We start from the raw sequence: 18,309 nt of genomic DNA, 5'->3' as shown, positions 1-18,309 counted from the left end.
TTTGTCAAGCAGCAATCCGCTGCGTGACGCCGCAGACCGACGGCTCCCGCGTATCGCGGGGCCGTCGGGCCTGGTCATTTTTGGCGTCACGGGCGATTTGTCCCGTAAAAAGTTGATGCCCGCCGTCTACGACCTCGCCAACCGGGGTCTGCTGCCGCCGGGCTTCTCGCTCATCGGCTTCGCCCGCCGCGACTGGGAGGACGAGGACTTCGCCCAGGTCGTCCACGACGCGGTCAAGCAGCACTCGCGCACGCCGTTCCGTGAGGAGGTCTGGCAGCAGCTCATCCAGGGGATGCGCTTCGTCCAGGGCAACTTCGACGACGACGAGGCGTTCGAGCAGCTCAAGGCCACGATCCAGGAGCTGGACAAGGCACAGGGCACGGGCGGCAACTTCGCCTTCTACCTCTCGGTGCCCCCGAAGTTCTTCCCGCAGGTCGTCCAGCAGCTCAAGAAGCACGACCTCGCCGACGCGCCGCAGGGCGCCTGGCGACGCGCGGTCATCGAGAAGCCGTTCGGCCACGACCTGGCCTCGGCCCGTGAGCTGAACGCGATCGTGCACGAGGTGTTCGCCCCGGACCAGGTGTTCCGGATCGACCACTACCTCGGCAAGGAGACCGTCCAGAACATCCTGGCGCTCCGCTTCGCCAACCAGATGTTCGAGCCGATCTGGAACCGGTCGTACGTGGACCACATCCAGATCACGATGGCCGAGGACATCGGCATCGGCGGCCGCGCCGGCTACTACGACGGCATCGGCGCCGCCCGCGACGTCATCCAGAACCACCTGCTCCAGCTCATGGCGCTGACCGCCATGGAGGAGCCCGCCTCCTTCGACGCGGACGCCCTGGTCGCCGAGAAGGCCAAGGTCCTCGGCGCCGTCCGGCTGCCCAAGGACCTCGGCAGCAGCACGGTCCGCGGGCAGTACGCCGCCGGGTGGCAGGGCGGCGAGAAGGCCGTCGGCTACCTCCAGGAAGAGGGCATCGACCCCAAGTCGAAGACCGACACCTACGCGGCCATCAAGCTGGAGGTGGACAACCGCCGCTGGGCGGGCGTCCCCTTCTACCTGCGCACCGGCAAGCGCCTCGGCCGCCGCGTCACCGAGATCGCGGTCGTCTTCCAGCGCGCGCCGCACTCCCCCTTCGACCACACGGCGACCGAGGAGCTCGGGCACAACGCGATCGTCATCCGCGTTCAGCCCGACGAGGGCATCACGGTCCGCTTCGGCTCCAAGGTGCCCGGCACCTCCATGGAGATCCGGGACGTGTCGATGGACTTCGCCTACGGCGAGTCCTTCACCGAGTCGAGCCCCGAGGCGTACGAGCGCCTGATCCTGGACGTCCTGCTCGGCGACGCCAACCTCTTCCCGCGCACGGAGGAGGTCGAGCTGTCCTGGAACATCCTCGACCCGATCGAGGAGTACTGGGACAGCCACGGCAAGCCCGCGCAGTACCCGGCAGGCACCTGGGGCCCGACCGAGGCGGACGAAATGCTCGCACGAGACGGACGGAGCTGGCGTCGGCCATGAAGATCGACCTTACGGACACCACGTCCAGCAAGATCAACAAGGCGCTCGTGAAGGGCCGCCGGGCGATCGGCACGCCGGCCGTCGGCATGGTCCTGACCCTCGTCATCGTCACCGACGAGGAGAACGCCTACGACTCCCTGAAGGCGGCCAACGACGCGTCCCGCGAGCACCCCTCGCGGACCCTCGTGGTCATCAAGCGCGCCGCGCGCTCGCCCCGGGACCGCACCACCTCGCGCCTGGACGCCGAGGTCCGCGTCGGCGTCGAGGCGGGCACCGGCGAGACGGTGGTCCTGCGGCTCTACGGCGAGGTCATCGACCACGCCCAGTCGGTGGTGCTCCCGCTGCTGCTGCCCGACGCCCCCGTGGTCGTCTGGTGGCCGGTGAACGCACCGCTCGACCCCGCCAACGACCCGCTCGGCGCCCTGGCGCAGCGGCGCGTCACGGACACCTACGCGGCCGAGGACCCGATCGGCGAGCTGACCTCGCGCGCCGCGGCCTACCACCCCGGCGACACGGACCTGTCCTGGACCCGCATCACGCCGTGGCGCTCGATGCTGGCCGCCGCCCTGGACCAGATCGCCTGCAAGGTGCAGTCGGTGCAGGTGGACGGCGAGGAGTTCAACCCGAGCTGCGAACTGCTGGCCATGTGGCTGGCGGACCGCCTCGACGTCCCCGTGAAGCGCGCGCTCTCGCCGGGCCCCGGCCTGACCGGGGTGCGGATGGAGACCGACTGCGGTCCCATCGTGCTCGACCGGGCCGACGGCTCGCTCGCCACGCTCCACATCGAGGGCCAGCCCAACCGCGCGGTGGCGCTCAAGCGCCGCGAGACGGCGGAGCTGATCGCCGAGGAGCTGCGGCGCCTCGACCCGGACGACACCTACGCCTCCGCGCTGAAGTACGGCGTGGAGCGCCTCGGCGAGCCGGCGGCGCCCGTCACGGAGACGGGGCGGGACAAGGACGCCGAGCAGGGCAAGGGCGCCGACGAGGCGGCCGATGCCAAGAAGGCGCCGGCCAAGAAGACGGCCGCGAAGAAGGCGGCCGCCAAGTGACCGCGGCGCCGCGGCTCGTCGTCCACCGTGACAAGGAGCTGATGGCCGCCGCCACCGCGGCCCGCCTCATCACGACGATCGTCGACGCGCAGTCCGCCAGGGGCCACGCGTCGGTGGTCCTCACCGGCGGGCGCAACGGCAACGGCCTGCTCGCGGCCCTCGGTTCGTCCCCCGCGCGGGACGCGGTCGACTGGTCGCGGCTCGATCTGTGGTGGGGCGACGAGCGGTTCCTGCCCGACGGCGACCCGGAGCGCAATCACACCCAGGCGCGCGAGGCCCTGCTCGACGCGGTGCCGCTCGATCCGGCCCGGGTGCACCCGATGCCGGCGTCGGACGGCCCCTACGAGGCGGACGCCGCGGCCGAGGTCTACGCCGCGGAGCTCGCCGCCGCGGCGGGCCCGGACGACCACGGTTCGGTGCCGACCTTCGACGTCCTGATGCTCGGCGTCGGCCCCGACACGCACGTCGCCTCCCTCTTCCCCGGGCTTCCGGCGGTGCGGGAGACGGAGCGCATGGTCGTCGGCGTGCACGGAGCGCCGAAGCCGCCGCCGACCCGCGTCTCGCTCACGCTCCCGGCGATCCGGGCCGCGCGCGAGGTGTGGCTGCTCGCGGCGGGCGAGGACAAGGCGGAGGCCGCGGCCACCGCCCTGTCGGGGGCCGACGAGGTGCGGGCCCCCGCGGCCGGCGCCCGTGGCCGCTCCCACACCCTGTGGCTCCTCGACGAGGCGGCGGCCTCGAAGCTCCCGGACAGGCCCTAGCCGTCCCCGGCATACGAGAAGGGCCCCGCACCGGTCGGTGCGGGGCCCTTACGCGTGCGCGAGAGCGGCGCGGCGGTAGCTGCTGCCGTCCTGTTCGCGGACGAGGAGACCGGCGACGACGCAGTACCTCCGCAGTGCGGCGGTGTCGTCGTGCACCGTACGGAAGGCGTCGTTGACCTCGCCCTCGCTGTAGACGCGGTCGGGGTCGAAGAGGGTGTCCGTGAGGTGGACCAGGAGTTCGTGGCGCACCACGGGGCGCACGGGGATGGCGGTCAGTCGGCCGTGCGAGAAGAAGCCGGTCAGTCGGCGCGGCACGCCGGGGTGGGTGTCCACCGGTCCGGGCACCCGCCGGAAGACGCCCGGGTCGGCCCGCAGTGAACCGTCCGGCCGCCGCTCCACGAGCCCGGCGGCGAGGAGCCTGCCCAGGTGCTTGCGGGCGGCGGCGGAGTCCGCCTCCCGCGGCGGCAGGTCGTCCAGGACGATGCGCGCGTACAACCTCAGTCTCTCGGGGTCGGCGAGCGCGGCGTGCAGCTGGTCCATGCGGGGTCCCTCCCGGCGGGTGACAGAGCTGAAGCAGTGTCACCCGCCGGGCCGGACGCCCGCATCCCATTAACGACCGGTGGGGCTCAACGGCCGCGCAGGTCCCGGTACTTGGCGACCAGAGCCGTGGTCGAGCCGTCCAGGTCCGGCACCTCGGCGCCCTCGGTCAGCGCGGGCTCGACGCGCTTGGCGAGGACCTTGCCGAGCTCGACGCCCCACTGGTCGAAGGAGTCGATGTTCCACACGGCGCCCTGGACGAAGACCTTGTGCTCGTAGAGCGCGATGAGCTGGCCGAGGACCGAGGGGGTCAGCTCCTTGGCGAGGATCGTCGTGGTCGGGTGGTTGCCCTTGAACGTCTTGTGCGGGACCAGTTCCTCGGCCACGCCCTCGGCGCGCACCTCGTCCGGCGTCTTGCCGAACGCCAGCGCCTGGGTCTGCGCGAAGAAGTTGGCCATCAGCAGGTCGTGCTGGGCGGCGAGGCCGGGGGCCAGCTCGGCGACCGGCTGCGCGAAGCCGATGAAGTCCGCCGGGATCAGCTTCGTGCCCTGGTGGATGAGCTGGTAGTAGGCATGCTGGCCGTTGGTGCCCGGGGTGCCCCAGACGACCGGGCCCGTCTGCCAGTCGACCTCCTCGCCGTCCCGCCCGACGTACTTGCCGTTGGACTCCATGTCCAGCTGCTGGAGGTAGGCGGTGAACTTGGAGAGGTAGTGCGAGTAGGGCAGGACCGCGTGCGACTGCGCGTCGTGGAAGTTGCCGTACCAGACGCCGAGGAGGCCGAGCAGGAGCGGCACGTTGGACTCGGGGGGCGCCGCGCGGAAGTGCTTGTCGACGAGGTGGAAGCCGTCGAGCATCTCGCGGAAGCGGTCGGGGCCGATGGCGATCATCAGCGACAGGCCGATCGCCGAGTCGAAGGAGTAGCGCCCGCCGACCCAGTCCCAGAACTCGAACATGTTGTTCGTGTCGATGCCGAAGTCCGCGACCTTCTCGGCGTTGGTCGACAGGGCGACGAAGTGCTTGGCGACGGCGTCCGGCGAGGCCTTCAGCTCCCCGAGCAGCCACTCGCGCGCGGAGGTGGCGTTGGTGATCGTCTCGATGGTGGTGAACGTCTTCGAGGCGATGATGAAGAGCGTCTCGGCGGCGTCCAGGTCCCGCACGGCCTCGTGCAGGTCGGCGCCGTCCACGTTCGACACGAAGCGGACGGTGAGGCCGCGGTCGGTGAAGGAGCGCAGCGCCTCGTACGCCATCGCGGGGCCGAGGTCGGAGCCGCCGATGCCGACGTTGACGACGTTCTTGATGCGCTTGCCGGTGTGACCGGTCCACTCCCCCGAGCGGATCTTCTCCGAGAAGGCGCTCATCTTGTCGAGGACGGTGTGCACCTCGGGCACCACGTTCTCGCCGTCGACGCGGACGACCGTGTCGCTCGGGGCGCGCAGCGCGGTGTGCAGCACGGCGCGGTCCTCGGTGGTGTTGATCTTCTCGCCGCGGAACATGGCGTCCCGCAGCCCGAAGACGTCCGTGGCGGCGGCCAGCTCGCGCAGCAGGCGCAGCGTCTCGTCGGTGACGAGGTGCTTGGAGTAGTCGATGTGCAGGTCGCCGACCTGGAGCGTGTACGACGTGCCGCGCGCCGGATCGGCGGCGAACAGCTCACGCAGCTGCACCTCCCCGAGCTGCTCGCGGTGGGCGGCGAGCGCCGTCCACTCGGGCGTCTGATTGAGCCTGGCGCGGCTTTCTGCGTTCATCTCGGACTTCAGCCTTCTCTCGTACCCGCGTACGTATCTTGCCCCGCTGCATTCCCCAACCTAATCGATCAGAGGGCGGTTTGAGATATCTGAAGCCGTCTGTCCGCACACGTACCGAAACAGGAAACCGGCCGGACACCTCTTCGGTGCCCGGCCGGCCGCCAAGTCTCAGATCTCGCCCCGCAGTTTGGCGAGCGCCTCCGCGAGGATCGCCTCGCCGTCCGCGTCGCTGCGCCGCTCACGCACATACGCCAGATGCGTCTTGTACGGCTCGGTGCGCGGCGGGTCCGGCGGGTTGTCCCGGTCCTGGCCCGCCGGGAAGCCGCAGCGGGGACAGTCCCAGGTGTCGGGGACCTGCGCGTCGCTGGCGAAGCTGGGCTGCGTCTCGTGTCCGTTGGAGCACCAGAAGGAGATGCGCAGTCGCGGCGCGGACTCACCGCGCTCGGCCTCGCCCATCGGCCCCGCCCCGACCCGACTTCCTCGGATCGCGTTGCCACTTGCCACGGTCGTAACTCCCTGCGTGATGGTGCTGCTGCGGGCGCCTCAGTTTACGTAAGGCCCAACGCGCGTCCAGTGTGCGGAGTTACACCCCCACCCCCGACGCAAGCCCCATGATAAGCCGCGCGGGCGGGCGTGCACCGGACAAGCGAGCAGTGCCTGGCGTCAGTTGTTCGCCTTCATCAGCAGACCCAGCGCGACAATGCACGCGAACCACAGCAGACCGACCACGACGGTGATGCGGTCGAGGTTGCGCTCGGCGACGGAGGAGCCGCCGACGGAGGACTGCATGCCGCCACCGAACATGTCGGAGAGACCGCCGCCCTTGCCCTTGTGCATCAGCACCAGCAGCATCATCAGAGCGCTGAAGACGATCAGGGCGATCGAGAACCCCATAACCACGGCTGGACCAACTTCCTCGGTCTGAATCGACTCGGTGTCCCTGAATCGACTCTCTGTCGACGACGGGGGCCGGAGCCTCGCGTTACGAAGCCGCCCGGCCCCCGCAAGGGTACGACGTAATGCCGCTACCGCATACTCACTGCTCGCCGAAGCGGACGATCTTGACGAACTCCTCCGGGTCCAGCGCCGCGCCGCCCACCAGGGCGCCGTCGACGTCGGCCTGCGCCATGATGTCGGCGACGTTCTTCGCCTTGACGGAGCCGCCGTACTGGATGCGCACCTTGTCGGCGAGCTCCTGCGAGTACAGCTCGGCGAGACGGCCGCGGATCGCGCCGCAGACCTCCTGCGCGTCCTCGGGGGTCGCGACCTCGCCGGTGCCGATCGCCCAGACGGGCTCGTAGGCGATGACGATGGTCTCGGCCTGCTCGGCGGGGACGTCCTTCAGGCCGCCGTCGAGCTGGTTCAGCGTGTACTGGACCTGCTGGCCGGCCTTGCGGATGTCCAGGCCCTCGCCGACGCAGAGGATCGGGGTCAGGCCGTGCTTGAAGGCGGCCTTGACCTTGGCGTTGCAGATCTCGTCGGACTCGTTGTGGTACTGGCGGCGCTCGGAGTGGCCCACGGCGACGTAGGTGCACTTCAGCTTGGCCAGCATCGGGCCCGAGATCTCACCGGTGTAGGCGCCGGAGTCCTGCGCCGAGATGTCCTGGGCACCGTACTTGATCTTGAGCTTGTCGCCGTCGACCAGCGTCTGCACGGACCGCAAGTCGGTGAAGGGCGGCAGAACGGCGACCTCGCAGGCCTCGTAGTCCTTGTCCGCCAGGGCGAAGGCGAGCTTCTGCACGTGGGCGATGGCCTCGAGGTGGTTGAGGTTCATCTTCCAGTTGCCCGCCATCAGCGGGGTGCGCGTAGTCATCAGGTGTCAGTTCTCCAGTGCCGCGAGGCCGGGGAGCGTCTTGCCCTCGAGGTACTCGAGGGAGGCGCCGCCACCGGTGGAAATGTGGCCGAATGCGTTCTCGTCGAAGCCCAGCGTCCGCACGGCGGCGGCGCTGTCGCCACCGCCGACGACCGTGAAGGCCGGGGAGTCGAGGAGCGCCTGGGCGACCGCCTTGGTGCCCTCGGCGTAGTCGGGGTGCTCGAAGACGCCCATCGGGCCGTTCCAGAAGACGGTGGCCGCGTCGGAGAGCTTCGAGGCGTAGAGCTTACGGGTCTCGGGGCCGATGTCGAGACCCTCCTGGTCGGCCGGGATGGCGTCCGCGGCGACCGTGGTGGGGTTGGCCGGGGCCTTGGTCTTCAGGTCGGGGAAGTCCGGCGAGACCAGGACGTCGACGGGGAGGACGAACTCGACGCCCTTGTCCTCAGCGCGCTTGAGGTACTCCTTCACCGCCGGGATCTGGTCCTCCTGGAGGAGGGAGATGCCGACCTCGTGGCCCTGGGCCTTGAGGAAGGTGTACGCCATGCCGCCGCCGATGAGGATGCGGTCGGCCCGCTCCAGGAGGTGGTCGATCACGCCGAGCTTGTCGGAGACCTTGGCGCCGCCGAGTGCCACGGCGTAGGGCCGCTTGACGTCGTCGGTGAGCTTCTTCAGGACGCCGACCTCGGTGGCGATGAGGTAGCCCGCGTAGTGCGGCAGGCGGGCCGGCAGGTCGAAGACGGAGGCGTGCTTGCGGTGCACGGCGCCGAAGCCGTCGCCCACGTAGACGTCGGCGAGGGCGGCGAGCCGGTCGGCGAACGCGCCGCGCTCGGCGTCGTCCTTGGCGGTCTCGCCCGCGTTGAAGCGGAGGTTCTCGATGACGGCGATCTGGCCGGGCTGGAGGCCGTCCACCGCGTCGTGCGCGGCCGGGCCGACGGTGTCCTGAGCGAAGGCGACCGGCGCGCCGAGGAGTTCGCCGAGCCGCTCGGCGGCGGGCAGCAGCGAGAAGGCGGGGTCCGGGGCGCCCTTGGGGCGGCCCAGGTGCGAGGCCACGACGACCTTGGCGCCCGCGTCGGCGAGGGCCTTGACCGTCGGCAGGACGGCGCGGATGCGGCCGTCGTCGGTGATGGTGCCGTCGGCGAGCGGCACGTTGAGGTCGGCGCGGACGAAGACCCGCTTGCCTTCGACCCCTTCGGCGAGAAGTGCGTCGATCGTCTTCACTACTGGACTCCTTGGGAGGGCTGACGTGCAACAGGGCCCGTCCTGCGCATCATCGCGCGGGACGAACCCTGTGCTCACATCGGGGTGCCTGCTCTGGCTGTTAGAGCTGACCGCCGACGAAGACCGTGAGGTCGACCAGACGGTTGGAGTAACCCCACTCGTTGTCGTACCAGCCGAGGATCTTCACCGACGTACCCTCCTGGACCATGGTCATCAGGGAGTCGAAGGTGCAGGAGGCCGGGTCGCTGACGATGTCCGAGGACACGATCGGGTCCTCGGTGTAGTACAGGATGCCCTTGAGGTCGCCGTCCTCGGCGGCCTTCTTGAACGCGGCGTTGACCTCGTCCTTGGTGACCTCGCGGGAGACCTCGACGACCAGGTCGGTGGCGGAGCCGGTCGGGACCGGGACGCGCATCGAGACGCCGTCGAGCTTGCCCTTGAGCTGCGGCAGGACCAGGGCGGTGGCCTTCGCGGCACCCGTCGTGGTGGGGATGATGTTCTCGGCGGCGGCACGCGCGCGACGCAGGTCCTTGTGCGGGAAGTCAAGGATGCGCTGGTCGTTGGTGTACGCGTGGATGGTCGTCATCAGGCCCTTGACGACGCCGAAGTTCTCGTCGAGAACCTTCGCCATCGGCGCCACGCAGTTGGTGGTGCAGGACGCGTTGGAGATGACGTGGTGGTTCGCCGGGTCGTACTTGTCCTGGTTGACGCCCATCACGATGGTGATGTCCTCGTCCTTGGCCGGAGCCGAGATGAGGACCTTCTTGGCGCCGCCGGCGATGTGCTTCTCGGCGTCCGCCTTCTTCGTGAAGATGCCCGTGGACTCGATCACGATGTCGACGCCGAGCTCGCCCCACGGGATGTCGGCGGGGTTGCGCTCGGACAGCACCTTGATGGTGTGGCCGTCGACGGTGATGGTGTCCTCGGTGTGCGACACCTCGGCCTTCAGGCGGCCCAGGATGGTGTCGTACTTGAGCAGGTGCGCGGTGGTCGCGGTGTCACCCAGGTCGTTGACAGCCACGACTTCGATGTCCGCACCCTGCTGGAGCAGCGCGCGGAAGTAGTTGCGACCGATGCGGCCAAAGCCGTTGATGCCTACGCGGATCGTCACGAAACCGATCTCCTCGTTGGTACGCCGGTTTTAGACGCCGGCGAGTTGTATGGGATGTCCCCGACCGCCTCCGACCCTACCTCTCAGAAGCCTCTGAGGTGACATCGAGAGGGCCCGCGGGCGACACGAAGGCCCGTACCCCCGAGTAGGGGTACGGGCCACCGGGTCCTTGGTCCCGATTACGGAGCGTCAGCCGCGCAGATGTGCCAGGGCAGCGCCCATAAGAGCGGCCCTTTCGGCCTTTCCGGGGACGTGCTCGAACCCGAAGCCGAGCAGCACGCTGTCACGCGCTGTGACGGCCGCGTGGGGCCGGTAGAGCTCCCCGCTGCGCGTCCAGTCGCCTGTGATATTGGGGCTCCCGGCCGGGGCCGGGGCGACGGTCCAGGAGCCGAGCGAGGACTCGAATCCTTCCGTCTCGGTGGCGGTGCCGCCGACGACCAGCCGGGCGTTGTCGGCGAAGAGGCCGCGACCGCCGGTCGAGGGGTCGGTGACGGCGCTCAGGGAGACCTCGACCTTCTTGCCCGCGTAGGCGCTCAGGTCGAAGGCGACGGGCTTGAAGCCGCTGGAGGACCCGGTGAAGCTGTGCCACTGCCCGCTGGTCCCCGAGGCCGTGCAGGCGTCGGCGCCCTGGGTCAGGTAGTGGCGCAGGAACGGGTGGAGGTTGAGCAGGAACCCGGCCCCGCACTCGGCGGGCACGGCGGCCGAGGAGTTGCCGTTCTTGTCCGGCAGCGTGGTCCAGTCCTCGCCGCCCGCGGTGCGCGCTTCGAGCACCCCGTGGTCGTACCCGTTCTCCAGGTTCCAGTTGAGGGCGAACCGCAGCTCCGGCGCGTCGGCGGCCGTCACGCCGGTCAGGTCGAGGGTGCGGGTGAGCCGCTTGTAGTCCTGGTCGGCGTGGGCGGCGGAGGCCATGCCCTGGCCCTCGAAGGGGGCGTACGGGTTGGTCAGACCGGGGTAGGAGCCGGCGGCGGCGCTCCTGAACCGCGGGAACTTCTTGGCCGGCAGGTTGTCGGAGGTGACGGTGAAGCGGCCCGCCCTGTCGAGCGGGTTGCCCTCGGCGGCGGCGAGCGGGGTCTTCGCCCGTGCGAGGGCGCCCGCGCCGTCGAAGCCGCTCACGCCGGGCGCGGAGAGCCGCTCGTACGCGCCCAGGTAGTACTGCGCGAAGTCGTCGGTGAGCGCTTCGCCCAGGTCGACGTTGCCGCCGGTGCGCTCACCGGACTCGATGAGCTTGCCGCCCTCGTTGAGGTAGGAGCGCAGGGCGAGCTGGGTGGGCGCGCCGGGGACGGGGTCGCCGGTGTAGTGGACGACGGCGGAGAAGTGCGACAGGACGCCGAGCGGGTGCGGGACCCCCTGCTTCGCGACGTCCCAGACGGCGGCCGAGCGGCCGCTGTCCCGCACCGCGTCGACGTACTTCCGCGTCTGCGTGGCGCTCGCGCCCTCCTCGGCGACGACGAGCGTGTTCGCCTTCGGGCGTTCGGCGACGGTGTAGGTGAAGTGCTCGCTCTGGGTGCGGCCCTTCTTGGTGCGGCCGGTGAACCAGACCTCCACCTCGTCGCCGACGCGCGCGTCCTCGATCTCGGCGCGGTACTCGTCGAAGTAGAGGTTGTCCTCGCCGCCGTACGTCTCGCCGCCCTTCCAGGCCCGCAGGTCCTCGTCGTGGGTGCGACCGCCGTTGATCCGGTAGTTCAGCTCCTTGTGGCGCACGGACTTGCGGGCGGTGACGGCGACCTCCTGGTCGCCCCCGCGCGCGTAGGACGTGGTGAAGGAGTCGGGGGTGAAGTCGGGGGCCTCGATGTCGGTGACGGAGACCGGCTGGTCGGGGTGGAGCGCCGTCTCGGCGACGGCGAGCGCGAACGGGACGTTCTTGGCGAACTCCTGCTGGATCAGCTTCTCGTCGTCGGGGAAGGTGAAGATGGAGGCGCAGTCCTCGGGCTTCCAGGCGTCACCGGGGTCGGCGTTCGACGCGGTCTGGCAGGTGGACATCTCCGGTGTGAACATCGCGGTGCCGTTGATGTTGCCCGCGTGGCCGTCGGCCTCGCCGTTGGTGGTGTAGAGCTCGGAGGAGACCTGCGGGTGGTAGCCGGGGACCGCGGGCTTCTCGGGGGTGCCGTTCAGCGCCCGGTAGAGCACGTCGTCCGGCGTCGGCGTGGCGACCTGCCAGCCGACTCCGTAGAGGAGCAGCTGGGCCGCGGAGTGGTAGTTGATCCCGTACGTGAAGCCGATGCGCTTCTGGAAGCGGTCGATCGCCTTGGTCTCGGGCTCGGACATCGGGCCCGTGCCGCGGTAGGTCTCGGAGGAGGGCTCCGGGGACGAGCCCTCGTTGTCGTAGCCCCACTTGTAGGCGAAGTTCCTGTTGAGGTCGACGCCGTCGCCGGGGGCGATCCTGCCGTCGCCGTCGATGTCCCGCAGGTTCTTGCGCCACTGGCGGTTGCCTTCGGCGGCGTGCGTGAAGTCGTATCCGTCGGGGTTGGCGGAGAGCACGAACCACAGCTCGGTGGAGTCCACGAGCTTGGTGATGCGCTTGTCCTTGCCGTAGTTGTCCAGGTAGTGGTGCATCAGGCGGCGGGTCATCTCGGGGGTGATCCACTCGCGCGCGTGCTGGTTGGACATGTAGAGCGTGGACGGCTTGGAGCCGTCCTTGGACTTCCTGGCGTCCTTGGTGAGCTTCAGGGCGAGGATGTCCTTGCCCCGGACGGTCTTGCCGATGGAGACGACCTTGGTGATGCCGGGGTTGGCCTGCCCGGTCCTGACAATCTCCTCCTTGAGGCCGCCCTTGCCGCTGTACGGGCGGTAGACGCCGTCCCGCGCGGCCTCGATCCGCTTCTCGGCCGCCGCCGGGACCTTGTGCTCGCTGAGTTCGACGCCCTGGCGTTCGACGGCCTTGGCCTGGCCCTCGGTCAGGTACAGCTCGACGCGTCCCGTGCCCTTGTCGGGGGCCTGTCCGGCGAGTTCATGAGCGTCCTGGCCCGCTTCGATCAGGATGGGGATCTGCTGCTTGGTGACGTCGGCCCGGTAGACCTTCACGGCCGCCTGGTCGCCGGCGTCCGCGGTCGCGGCGGGTCCGCTCGCCCGGGCGTGCGGTGCGGCGGCGAGACCGCCCAGGAGCAGTGCGCTCGCCGCGAGGATCGATCTCGCGCTCGCTCTTCGTCTCATGAGCCCCCCTTGTGGTTGTCCGGCACCGGTGTGCCGGATGCCAGGCTCGTGACAGTGCATGATCAAGTCAATACAGCGGGTGAAGGCGGGCGCCACGGGAAACGGAAGCCGCCGACGCCCTCAAGGGGCGCCGGCGGCTGGTGTGACATGGGGGCGCGGGAGGCCGGCGGCGGCTCAGACGGCCATGTTGTCGGCGAGGTCATCGGCCAGATTGGACTCCGTGCCCGGGATGCCCAGGTCCTGGGCCCGCTTGTCGGCCATCGCGAGCAGCCGGCGGATACGGCCCGCCACGGCGTCCTTGGTCAGCGGCGGGTCGGCGAGCGCGCCCAGCTCCTCCAGGGAGGCCTGCTTGTGCTCCATGCGCAGCCGGCCCGCGGCGGCCAGGTGCTCCGGCACCTCGTCGGCGAGGATCTCCAGGGCGCGCTGCACCCGGGCGCCCGCGGCGACGGCCGCGCGGGCCGAGCGGCGCAGGTTCGCGTCGTCGAAGTTGGCCAGGCGGTTGGCGGTGGCGCGCACCTCGCGCCGCATCCGCCGCTCCTCCCAGGCGAGCACCGACTCGTGCGCCCCGAGGCGGGTGAGCAGCGCGCCGATCGCGTCCCCGTCCCGCACGACGACCCGGTCCACGCCCCGCACCTCGCGCGCCTTGCCGGCGATCTGGAGTCTGCGCGCGGCGCCGACCAGGGCGAGGGCGGCCTCCGGGCCCGGGCACGTCACCTCCAGGGAGGAGGACCGGCCGGGCTCGGTGAGCGAGCCGTGCGCGAGGAACGCCCCGCGCCAGGCCGCCTCGGCGTCGCAGGTGGCCCCCGAGACCACCTGCGGCGGCAGCCCCCGGATCGGCCGGCCGCGGCCGTCCACCAGGCCCGTCTGGCGGGCGAGCTGATCGCCGCCCGCGACCACCCGGACGACGTAACGCGAGCCGCGCCGCAGGCCGCCGGGGGCCATCACGATCAGTTCCGAGCTGTGCCCGAAGATCTCCAGGATGTCCCGCTTCAGGCGTCGTGCCGCCATCGCGGTGTCCAGCTCCGCCTCGATCACGATGCGGCCGCTCACCAGGTGGAGGCCGCCCGCGAACCGCAGGATCGCCGAGACTTCCGCCTTCCTGCAGCAGGTCCGGGTGACGGGGAGCCGGGAGATCTCGTCCTTCACCGCTGCCGTCATCGCCATGGGCCGATCCTTCCATGCATCCGAAAAATACGGTCGTACGCGGCTGCCAGGAGCTCCGGATCGTGCCTGGGAGTCCCGTCGGGCCGGGCCACCGGCGCCAGCTCGACCGTGGCGCCGAACCGCTTCGCGGCATCGGTGAGTGACTCACGGTCGGGCACGGCGGCCTCGTCGGCCAGCACCACGTCCAGGGCGAGTTTAGGGGCGTGTCGGGCCAAAACCTCCAAATGACGCTGCGGAGAGAAGCCATCGGTTTCTCCCGGTTGCGGCGCGAGGTTGAGCGAGAGGACCCTGCGGGCCTTCGTCTCGGTGAGCGCGTCGAGCAGTTCCGGCACCAGGAGGTGGGGGATCACCGAGGAGAACCAGGAGCCGGGGCCGAGCACCACCCAGTCCGCGTCGAGGACGGCGGCGACCGCCTCGGGGACGGCCGGCGGGTCGTGCGGGACCACGTGCACGGACTGGACCTCGCCCGGGGTCAGCGCCACCGTGGCCTGGCCGCGGACGGTGTCCACGGCCTCCGGGCGCGCCGGGTCGTGGCCCTTGACCAGGGCCTGGAGTTCCAGCGGCACGGCCGACATGGGCAGGACCCGGCCCTGCGCGCCGAGCAGCCGTCCCACCAGGTCCAGGGCCTGGACGTGGTCGCCGAGCTGCTCCCACAGGGCGACGATCAGCAGATTTCCGACCGCGTGTTCGTGCAGGTCGCCCTTGGACTGGAAGCGGTGCTGGATGACGCGGGCCCAGGTCTGGCCCCAGTCGTCGTCGCCGCAGAGCGCGGCGAGCGCCTTGCGCAGGTCGCCGGGGGGCAGCACGCCCAGTTCGTCGCGGAGGCGGCCGCTGGAGCCGCCGTCGTCGGCGACCGTGACGACGGCGGTGAGGTCCCCGGCGCCGGTGATGCGGCGCAGCGCGGCGAGCGAGGCGGACAGGCCCATGCCCCCGCCGAGCGCGACCACCTTCGGCTGGGTGCCCCGCTTGCGGCCCAGACGGCTCAGGCGGACGGTCCGGCGGGTCGGCTTCACTCGCGCCCCATGTCCCGGTGGACGATGACGGTCTCCACGCCCTCGGACGCCAGGCGCGCCGCGAGCTTCTCCGACATGGCGACGGAGCGGTGCTTGCCGCCCGTGCAGCCGACCGCGATCGTCACATACCGCTTGCCCTCGCGGCGGTAGCCCGCGGCGATGAGCTGGAGCATCTCCGCGTACCTGTCGAGGAACTCCTTGGCGCCCGGCTGGTTGAAGACGTACGCCGCGACCTCCTCGTTCAGACCGGTGTACTGGCGCAGCTCCGGGACCCAGTGCGGGTTGGGCAGGAAGCGCATGTCCACGACCAGGTCGGCGTCGACCGGCAGGCCGTACTTGAAGCCGAAGGACATCACGGTGGCCCGCAGCTCGGGCTCCTCCTCGCCCGCGAACGAGGCGTCCATCTTGGCGCGCAGCTCGTGCACGTTCAGGCTGGAGGTGTCGATGACCAGGTCGGCGTCGCCGCGCAGCTCGCGCAGCAGGTCGCGCTCGGCCGCGATGCCGTCGACGATGCGGCCGTCGCCCTGGAGGGGGTGCGGGCGGCGGACCGACTCGAAGCGGCGGACCAGGGCGTCGTCGGAGGACTCCAGGAAGACGATGCGCCGCGTGACGTTCTTGGACTCCAGCTCGGCCAGGGATTCGCGCAGGTTGTCGAAGAAGCGCCTGCCGCGTACGTCGACGACGACCGCGATGCGGGCCACGTTGCCCTGGGAGCGGGCGCCGAGCTCCACCATCGTGGGGATCAGCGCGGGCGGCAGGTTGTCGACGACGAACCAGCCGAGGTCCTCCAGGCACTTCGCGGCCGTGCTGCGTCCGGCGCCCGACATGCCGGAGATGATCACCAGTTCGGGGATCGCCGCTTCGGGGACTCCGGGCGTCTCGATGGGCGTTCCCGCGTTGGGCGTTCCCGCGCTCACTTGCTCTCCACCTTCGTCGTGCTCGCTCATGTCGTGTGCCCCCGTCGTTCTTCCGGGGAACCCGTGGTCACGGGCTCCCCACCGTCTTCAACGCTCTCGTGCCCGCCGGGCATGCCCTCGGCGGGGAGCTCCTGATTCTCGGCCATCCTGGCGGCGTCCGCGGGAAGCTCCGGGTTCTCCGCGGGCGCCTCGTCCTCCGGGATGATCTCCCCTGGCGCCTCGTCCTCCGGGACATTCATCGCGGGCTCCTCGTCCTCCAGGATCTCGCCGGTCGTCATGTTGACCGCGGGGGCCGGGGGCGCCGCCTGGGCAAGGGCCACCGCGATGGCCTCGGCGGTCTTGCGGCCCACCCCGGGGACCTCGCAGATCTGGTCGATCGTCGCCGCGCGGAGCCGCTTCACGGAGCCGAAGTGCTTGATCACCGTCCGCTTGCGGGCGTCGCCCAGGCCCCGCACCTCGTCCAGCGGCCCCGCCTTGAAGCGCTTGGCCCGCTTGGTCCGCTGGTAGGTGATGGCGAAGCGGTGCGCCTCGTCGCGCACGCGCTGCAGGAGATAGAGCCCCTCGCTGGTGCGCGGCAGGATCACCGGGTCGTCCTCGTCAGGGACCCAGACCTCCTCCAGGCGCTTGGCGAGGCCGCAGACCGCGATGTCGTCGATGCCCAGCTCGTCGAGGGCCCGCTGGGCGGCGGCGACCTGCGGCCGGCCGCCGTCGACCACGACGAGCTGCGGCGGATACGCGAACCGCTTGGGCCGCCCGTCCTCCTCGGTCAGGCCCGACAGGGGGCCGTCCTCGCCGGCCCCGGGGGTTCCGGCGGCCCCGGCGCTCCCGGCGTCCTCGGGGGACCACTCCCCCGTCCGCTCCTTGTCGGAGAGGTAGCGCCGGAAGCGGCGGGTGATCACCTCGTGCATGGAGCGGACGTCGTCCTGCCCCTCGAAGCCCTTGATCTGGAAGCGGCGGTACTCGCTCTTCCTGGCGAGGCCGTCCTCGAAGACCACCATCGACGCCACGACGTCGTCGCCCTGGAGATGCGAGATGTCGTAGCACTCGATGCGCAGGGGGGCGCTGTCCAGCTCCAGGGCGGCGGCGATCTCCTCCAGGGCGCGGGAGCGGGTGGTGAGGTCGGAGGCGCGCTTGGTCTTGTGCAGGACGAGGGACTGCTGTGCGTTCCTCGCGACGGTCTCCATCAGGGCCTTCTTGTCGCCGCGCTGCGGGATGCGCAGCGAGACGTTGGCCCCGCGGCGCTCCGTCAGCCACGCCTGCACCGGCTCCACGGGGTCGGGCAGGGCGGGGACCAGCACCTCCTTGGGCACGGTGTCCCCGCTCTCCTCTCCGTAGAGCTGCTGGAGGGCGTGTTCGACGAGGTCGCCGCTGGTGACCGCCTCCACCTTGTCGGTGACCCAGCCGCGCTGGCCGCGCACCCGGCCGCCGCGGACGTGGAAGATCTGGACGGCCGCCTCCAGCTCGTCCTCGGCGAGGGCGATGAGGTCGGCGTCGGTGGCGTCGGCGAGGACGACGGCGCTCTTCTCCATCGCCTTCTTGAGCGCCTCTATGTCGTCGCGCAGCCGCGCCGCCTTCTCGTACTCCATCTCCTCCGCGGCGTCCGCCATCTGCCGCTCCAGGCGGCGGATGTACGTGCCGGTGCGGCCCGCCATGAAGTCGCAGAAGTCTTCGGCAAGCTCCCTGTGGGCCTCGGGGGTGACGCGCTCCACGCAGGGCGCCGAGCACTTGCCGATGTAGCCGAGCAGGCAGGGGCGGCCGGTGCGGGCGGCGTTCTTGAAGACCCCCGCGGAGCACGTGCGGACCGGGAAGGCGCGCAGGAGCAGGTCCACGGTGTCACGGATGGCCCAGGCGTGGCTGTACGGGCCGAAGTACCGCACGCCCTTCTTCTTGTGGCCGCGCATCACCTGCACGCGCGGGAACTGTTCGTTCAGCGTCACCGCGAGGTAGGGGTAGCTCTTGTCGTCGCGGTACTTGACGTTGAACCGGGGGTCGAACTCCTTGATCCAGGAGTACTCCAGTTGGAGCGCCTCGACCTCGTTGTTGACCACGGTCCACTCGACGGAGGCCGCCGTCGTGACCATGGAGCGCGTACGCGGATGGAGGCCCGCCAGGTCCTGGAAGTAGTTCGCCAGGCGCTGGCGCAGGCTCTTGGCCTTCCCGACATAGATCACCCGGCGGTGCTCGTCGCGGAATTTGTAGACCCCCGGGGCGTCGGGGATCTGTCCCGGCTTGGGGCGGTAGCTGGAAGGGTCGGCCATGACGGACAGCCTACTTGCGGGCACCGACAGTCCGGCCGCCCCGGGCCACGGGCG

Annotated in this window: 15 protein-coding genes; 3 read left to right on the top strand and 12 right to left on the bottom strand. The window is 70.6% G+C overall.

Annotation, left to right across the window (positions count from 1 at the left end):
* Position 1: 1 nt before the first annotated feature.
* The 3 genes from zwf to pgl are packed head-to-tail and all read left to right on the top strand — an operon-like array spanning position 2 to position 3,332.
* Positions 2–1,525 carry a glucose-6-phosphate dehydrogenase gene (zwf, locus tag DCW30_RS33460; protein ID WP_076686835.1) on the top strand — a complete coding sequence of 508 codons (1,524 nt, stop codon included), beginning with the start codon at positions 2–4 and terminating at the stop codon, positions 1,523–1,525.
* A complete protein-coding gene (gene opcA / locus DCW30_RS33455) occupies positions 1,522–2,574 on the top strand; it encodes a glucose-6-phosphate dehydrogenase assembly protein OpcA (RefSeq protein WP_076686834.1) in 1,053 nt (350 codons plus the stop codon). Before zwf ends, opcA begins: the two co-directional genes overlap by 4 nt.
* Positions 2,571–3,332, top strand: coding sequence for a 6-phosphogluconolactonase (gene pgl / locus DCW30_RS33450; protein ID WP_076686833.1), 762 nt, complete (start codon positions 2,571–2,573; stop codon positions 3,330–3,332). Before opcA ends, pgl begins: the two co-directional genes overlap by 4 nt.
* Positions 3,333–3,380: 48 nt before the next feature.
* Here pgl and DCW30_RS37745 read toward each other — a convergent pair whose 3' ends face one another.
* From DCW30_RS37745 to uvrC, 12 genes are all read right to left on the bottom strand, one after another.
* On the bottom strand, positions 3,381–3,665 hold the full coding sequence (locus DCW30_RS37745) for a DUF2087 domain-containing protein (protein ID WP_076689454.1): 285 nt from the start codon (positions 3,663–3,665) through the stop codon (positions 3,381–3,383).
* A gap of 293 nt (positions 3,666–3,958) precedes the next feature.
* Positions 3,959–5,611: a glucose-6-phosphate isomerase gene (gene pgi, locus DCW30_RS33440; RefSeq protein ID WP_076686832.1), complete on the bottom strand. Its 1,653-nt coding sequence runs from the start codon at positions 5,609–5,611 to the stop codon at positions 3,959–3,961.
* 168 nt (positions 5,612–5,779) lie between these two features.
* Positions 5,780–6,115: an RNA polymerase-binding protein RbpA gene (locus DCW30_RS33435; RefSeq protein ID WP_003957010.1), complete on the bottom strand. Its 336-nt coding sequence runs from the start codon at positions 6,113–6,115 to the stop codon at positions 5,780–5,782.
* Between the two features lie 159 nt (positions 6,116–6,274).
* Positions 6,275–6,505 (bottom strand): preprotein translocase subunit SecG, encoded by a 231-nt coding sequence (gene secG / locus DCW30_RS33430; protein WP_030784160.1) that lies wholly within the window; start codon positions 6,503–6,505, stop codon positions 6,275–6,277.
* Between the two features lie 142 nt (positions 6,506–6,647).
* A complete protein-coding gene (gene tpiA, locus DCW30_RS33425) occupies positions 6,648–7,424 on the bottom strand; it encodes a triose-phosphate isomerase (RefSeq protein WP_062776844.1) in 777 nt (258 codons plus the stop codon).
* Positions 7,425–7,430: 6 nt separating this feature from the next.
* Positions 7,431–8,642, bottom strand: coding sequence for a phosphoglycerate kinase (locus DCW30_RS33420; RefSeq protein ID WP_076686830.1), 1,212 nt, complete (start codon positions 8,640–8,642; stop codon positions 7,431–7,433).
* 100 nt (positions 8,643–8,742) lie between these two features.
* Positions 8,743–9,753, bottom strand: coding sequence for a type I glyceraldehyde-3-phosphate dehydrogenase (gene gap / locus DCW30_RS33415; RefSeq protein ID WP_062776840.1), 1,011 nt, complete (start codon positions 9,751–9,753; stop codon positions 8,743–8,745).
* A gap of 189 nt (positions 9,754–9,942) precedes the next feature.
* A complete protein-coding gene (locus DCW30_RS33410; protein ID WP_076686829.1) occupies positions 9,943–12,903 on the bottom strand; it encodes a M14 family metallopeptidase in 2,961 nt (986 codons plus the stop codon).
* Positions 12,904–13,077: 174 nt separating this feature from the next.
* Entirely contained in the window at positions 13,078–14,067 is a 990-nt protein-coding gene (whiA, locus tag DCW30_RS33405) for a DNA-binding protein WhiA (protein WP_062776836.1), read from the bottom strand.
* Positions 14,058–15,080 carry a gluconeogenesis factor YvcK family protein gene (locus DCW30_RS33400; protein WP_062776834.1) on the bottom strand — a complete coding sequence of 341 codons (1,023 nt, stop codon included), beginning with the start codon at positions 15,078–15,080 and terminating at the stop codon, positions 14,058–14,060. The genes whiA and DCW30_RS33400 overlap by 10 nt, the downstream gene beginning before the upstream one ends.
* Positions 15,077–16,027, bottom strand: coding sequence for an RNase adapter RapZ (gene rapZ, locus DCW30_RS33395; protein WP_062776832.1), 951 nt, complete (start codon positions 16,025–16,027; stop codon positions 15,077–15,079). The genes DCW30_RS33400 and rapZ overlap by 4 nt, the downstream gene beginning before the upstream one ends.
* Entirely contained in the window at positions 16,024–18,255 is a 2,232-nt protein-coding gene (gene uvrC, locus DCW30_RS33390) for an excinuclease ABC subunit UvrC (RefSeq protein WP_079250175.1), read from the bottom strand. The genes rapZ and uvrC overlap by 4 nt, the downstream gene beginning before the upstream one ends.
* Between the last annotated feature and the right edge of the window lie 54 nt (positions 18,256–18,309).

The sequence above is a fragment of the Streptomyces alfalfae genome, assembly GCF_004127445.1.
GTDB lineage: Bacteria > Actinomycetota > Actinomycetes > Streptomycetales > Streptomycetaceae > Streptomyces > Streptomyces alfalfae.
The sequence above is the reverse complement of the archived record's forward strand: the minus strand, read 5'-3'. Positions and strand labels throughout refer to the sequence as shown.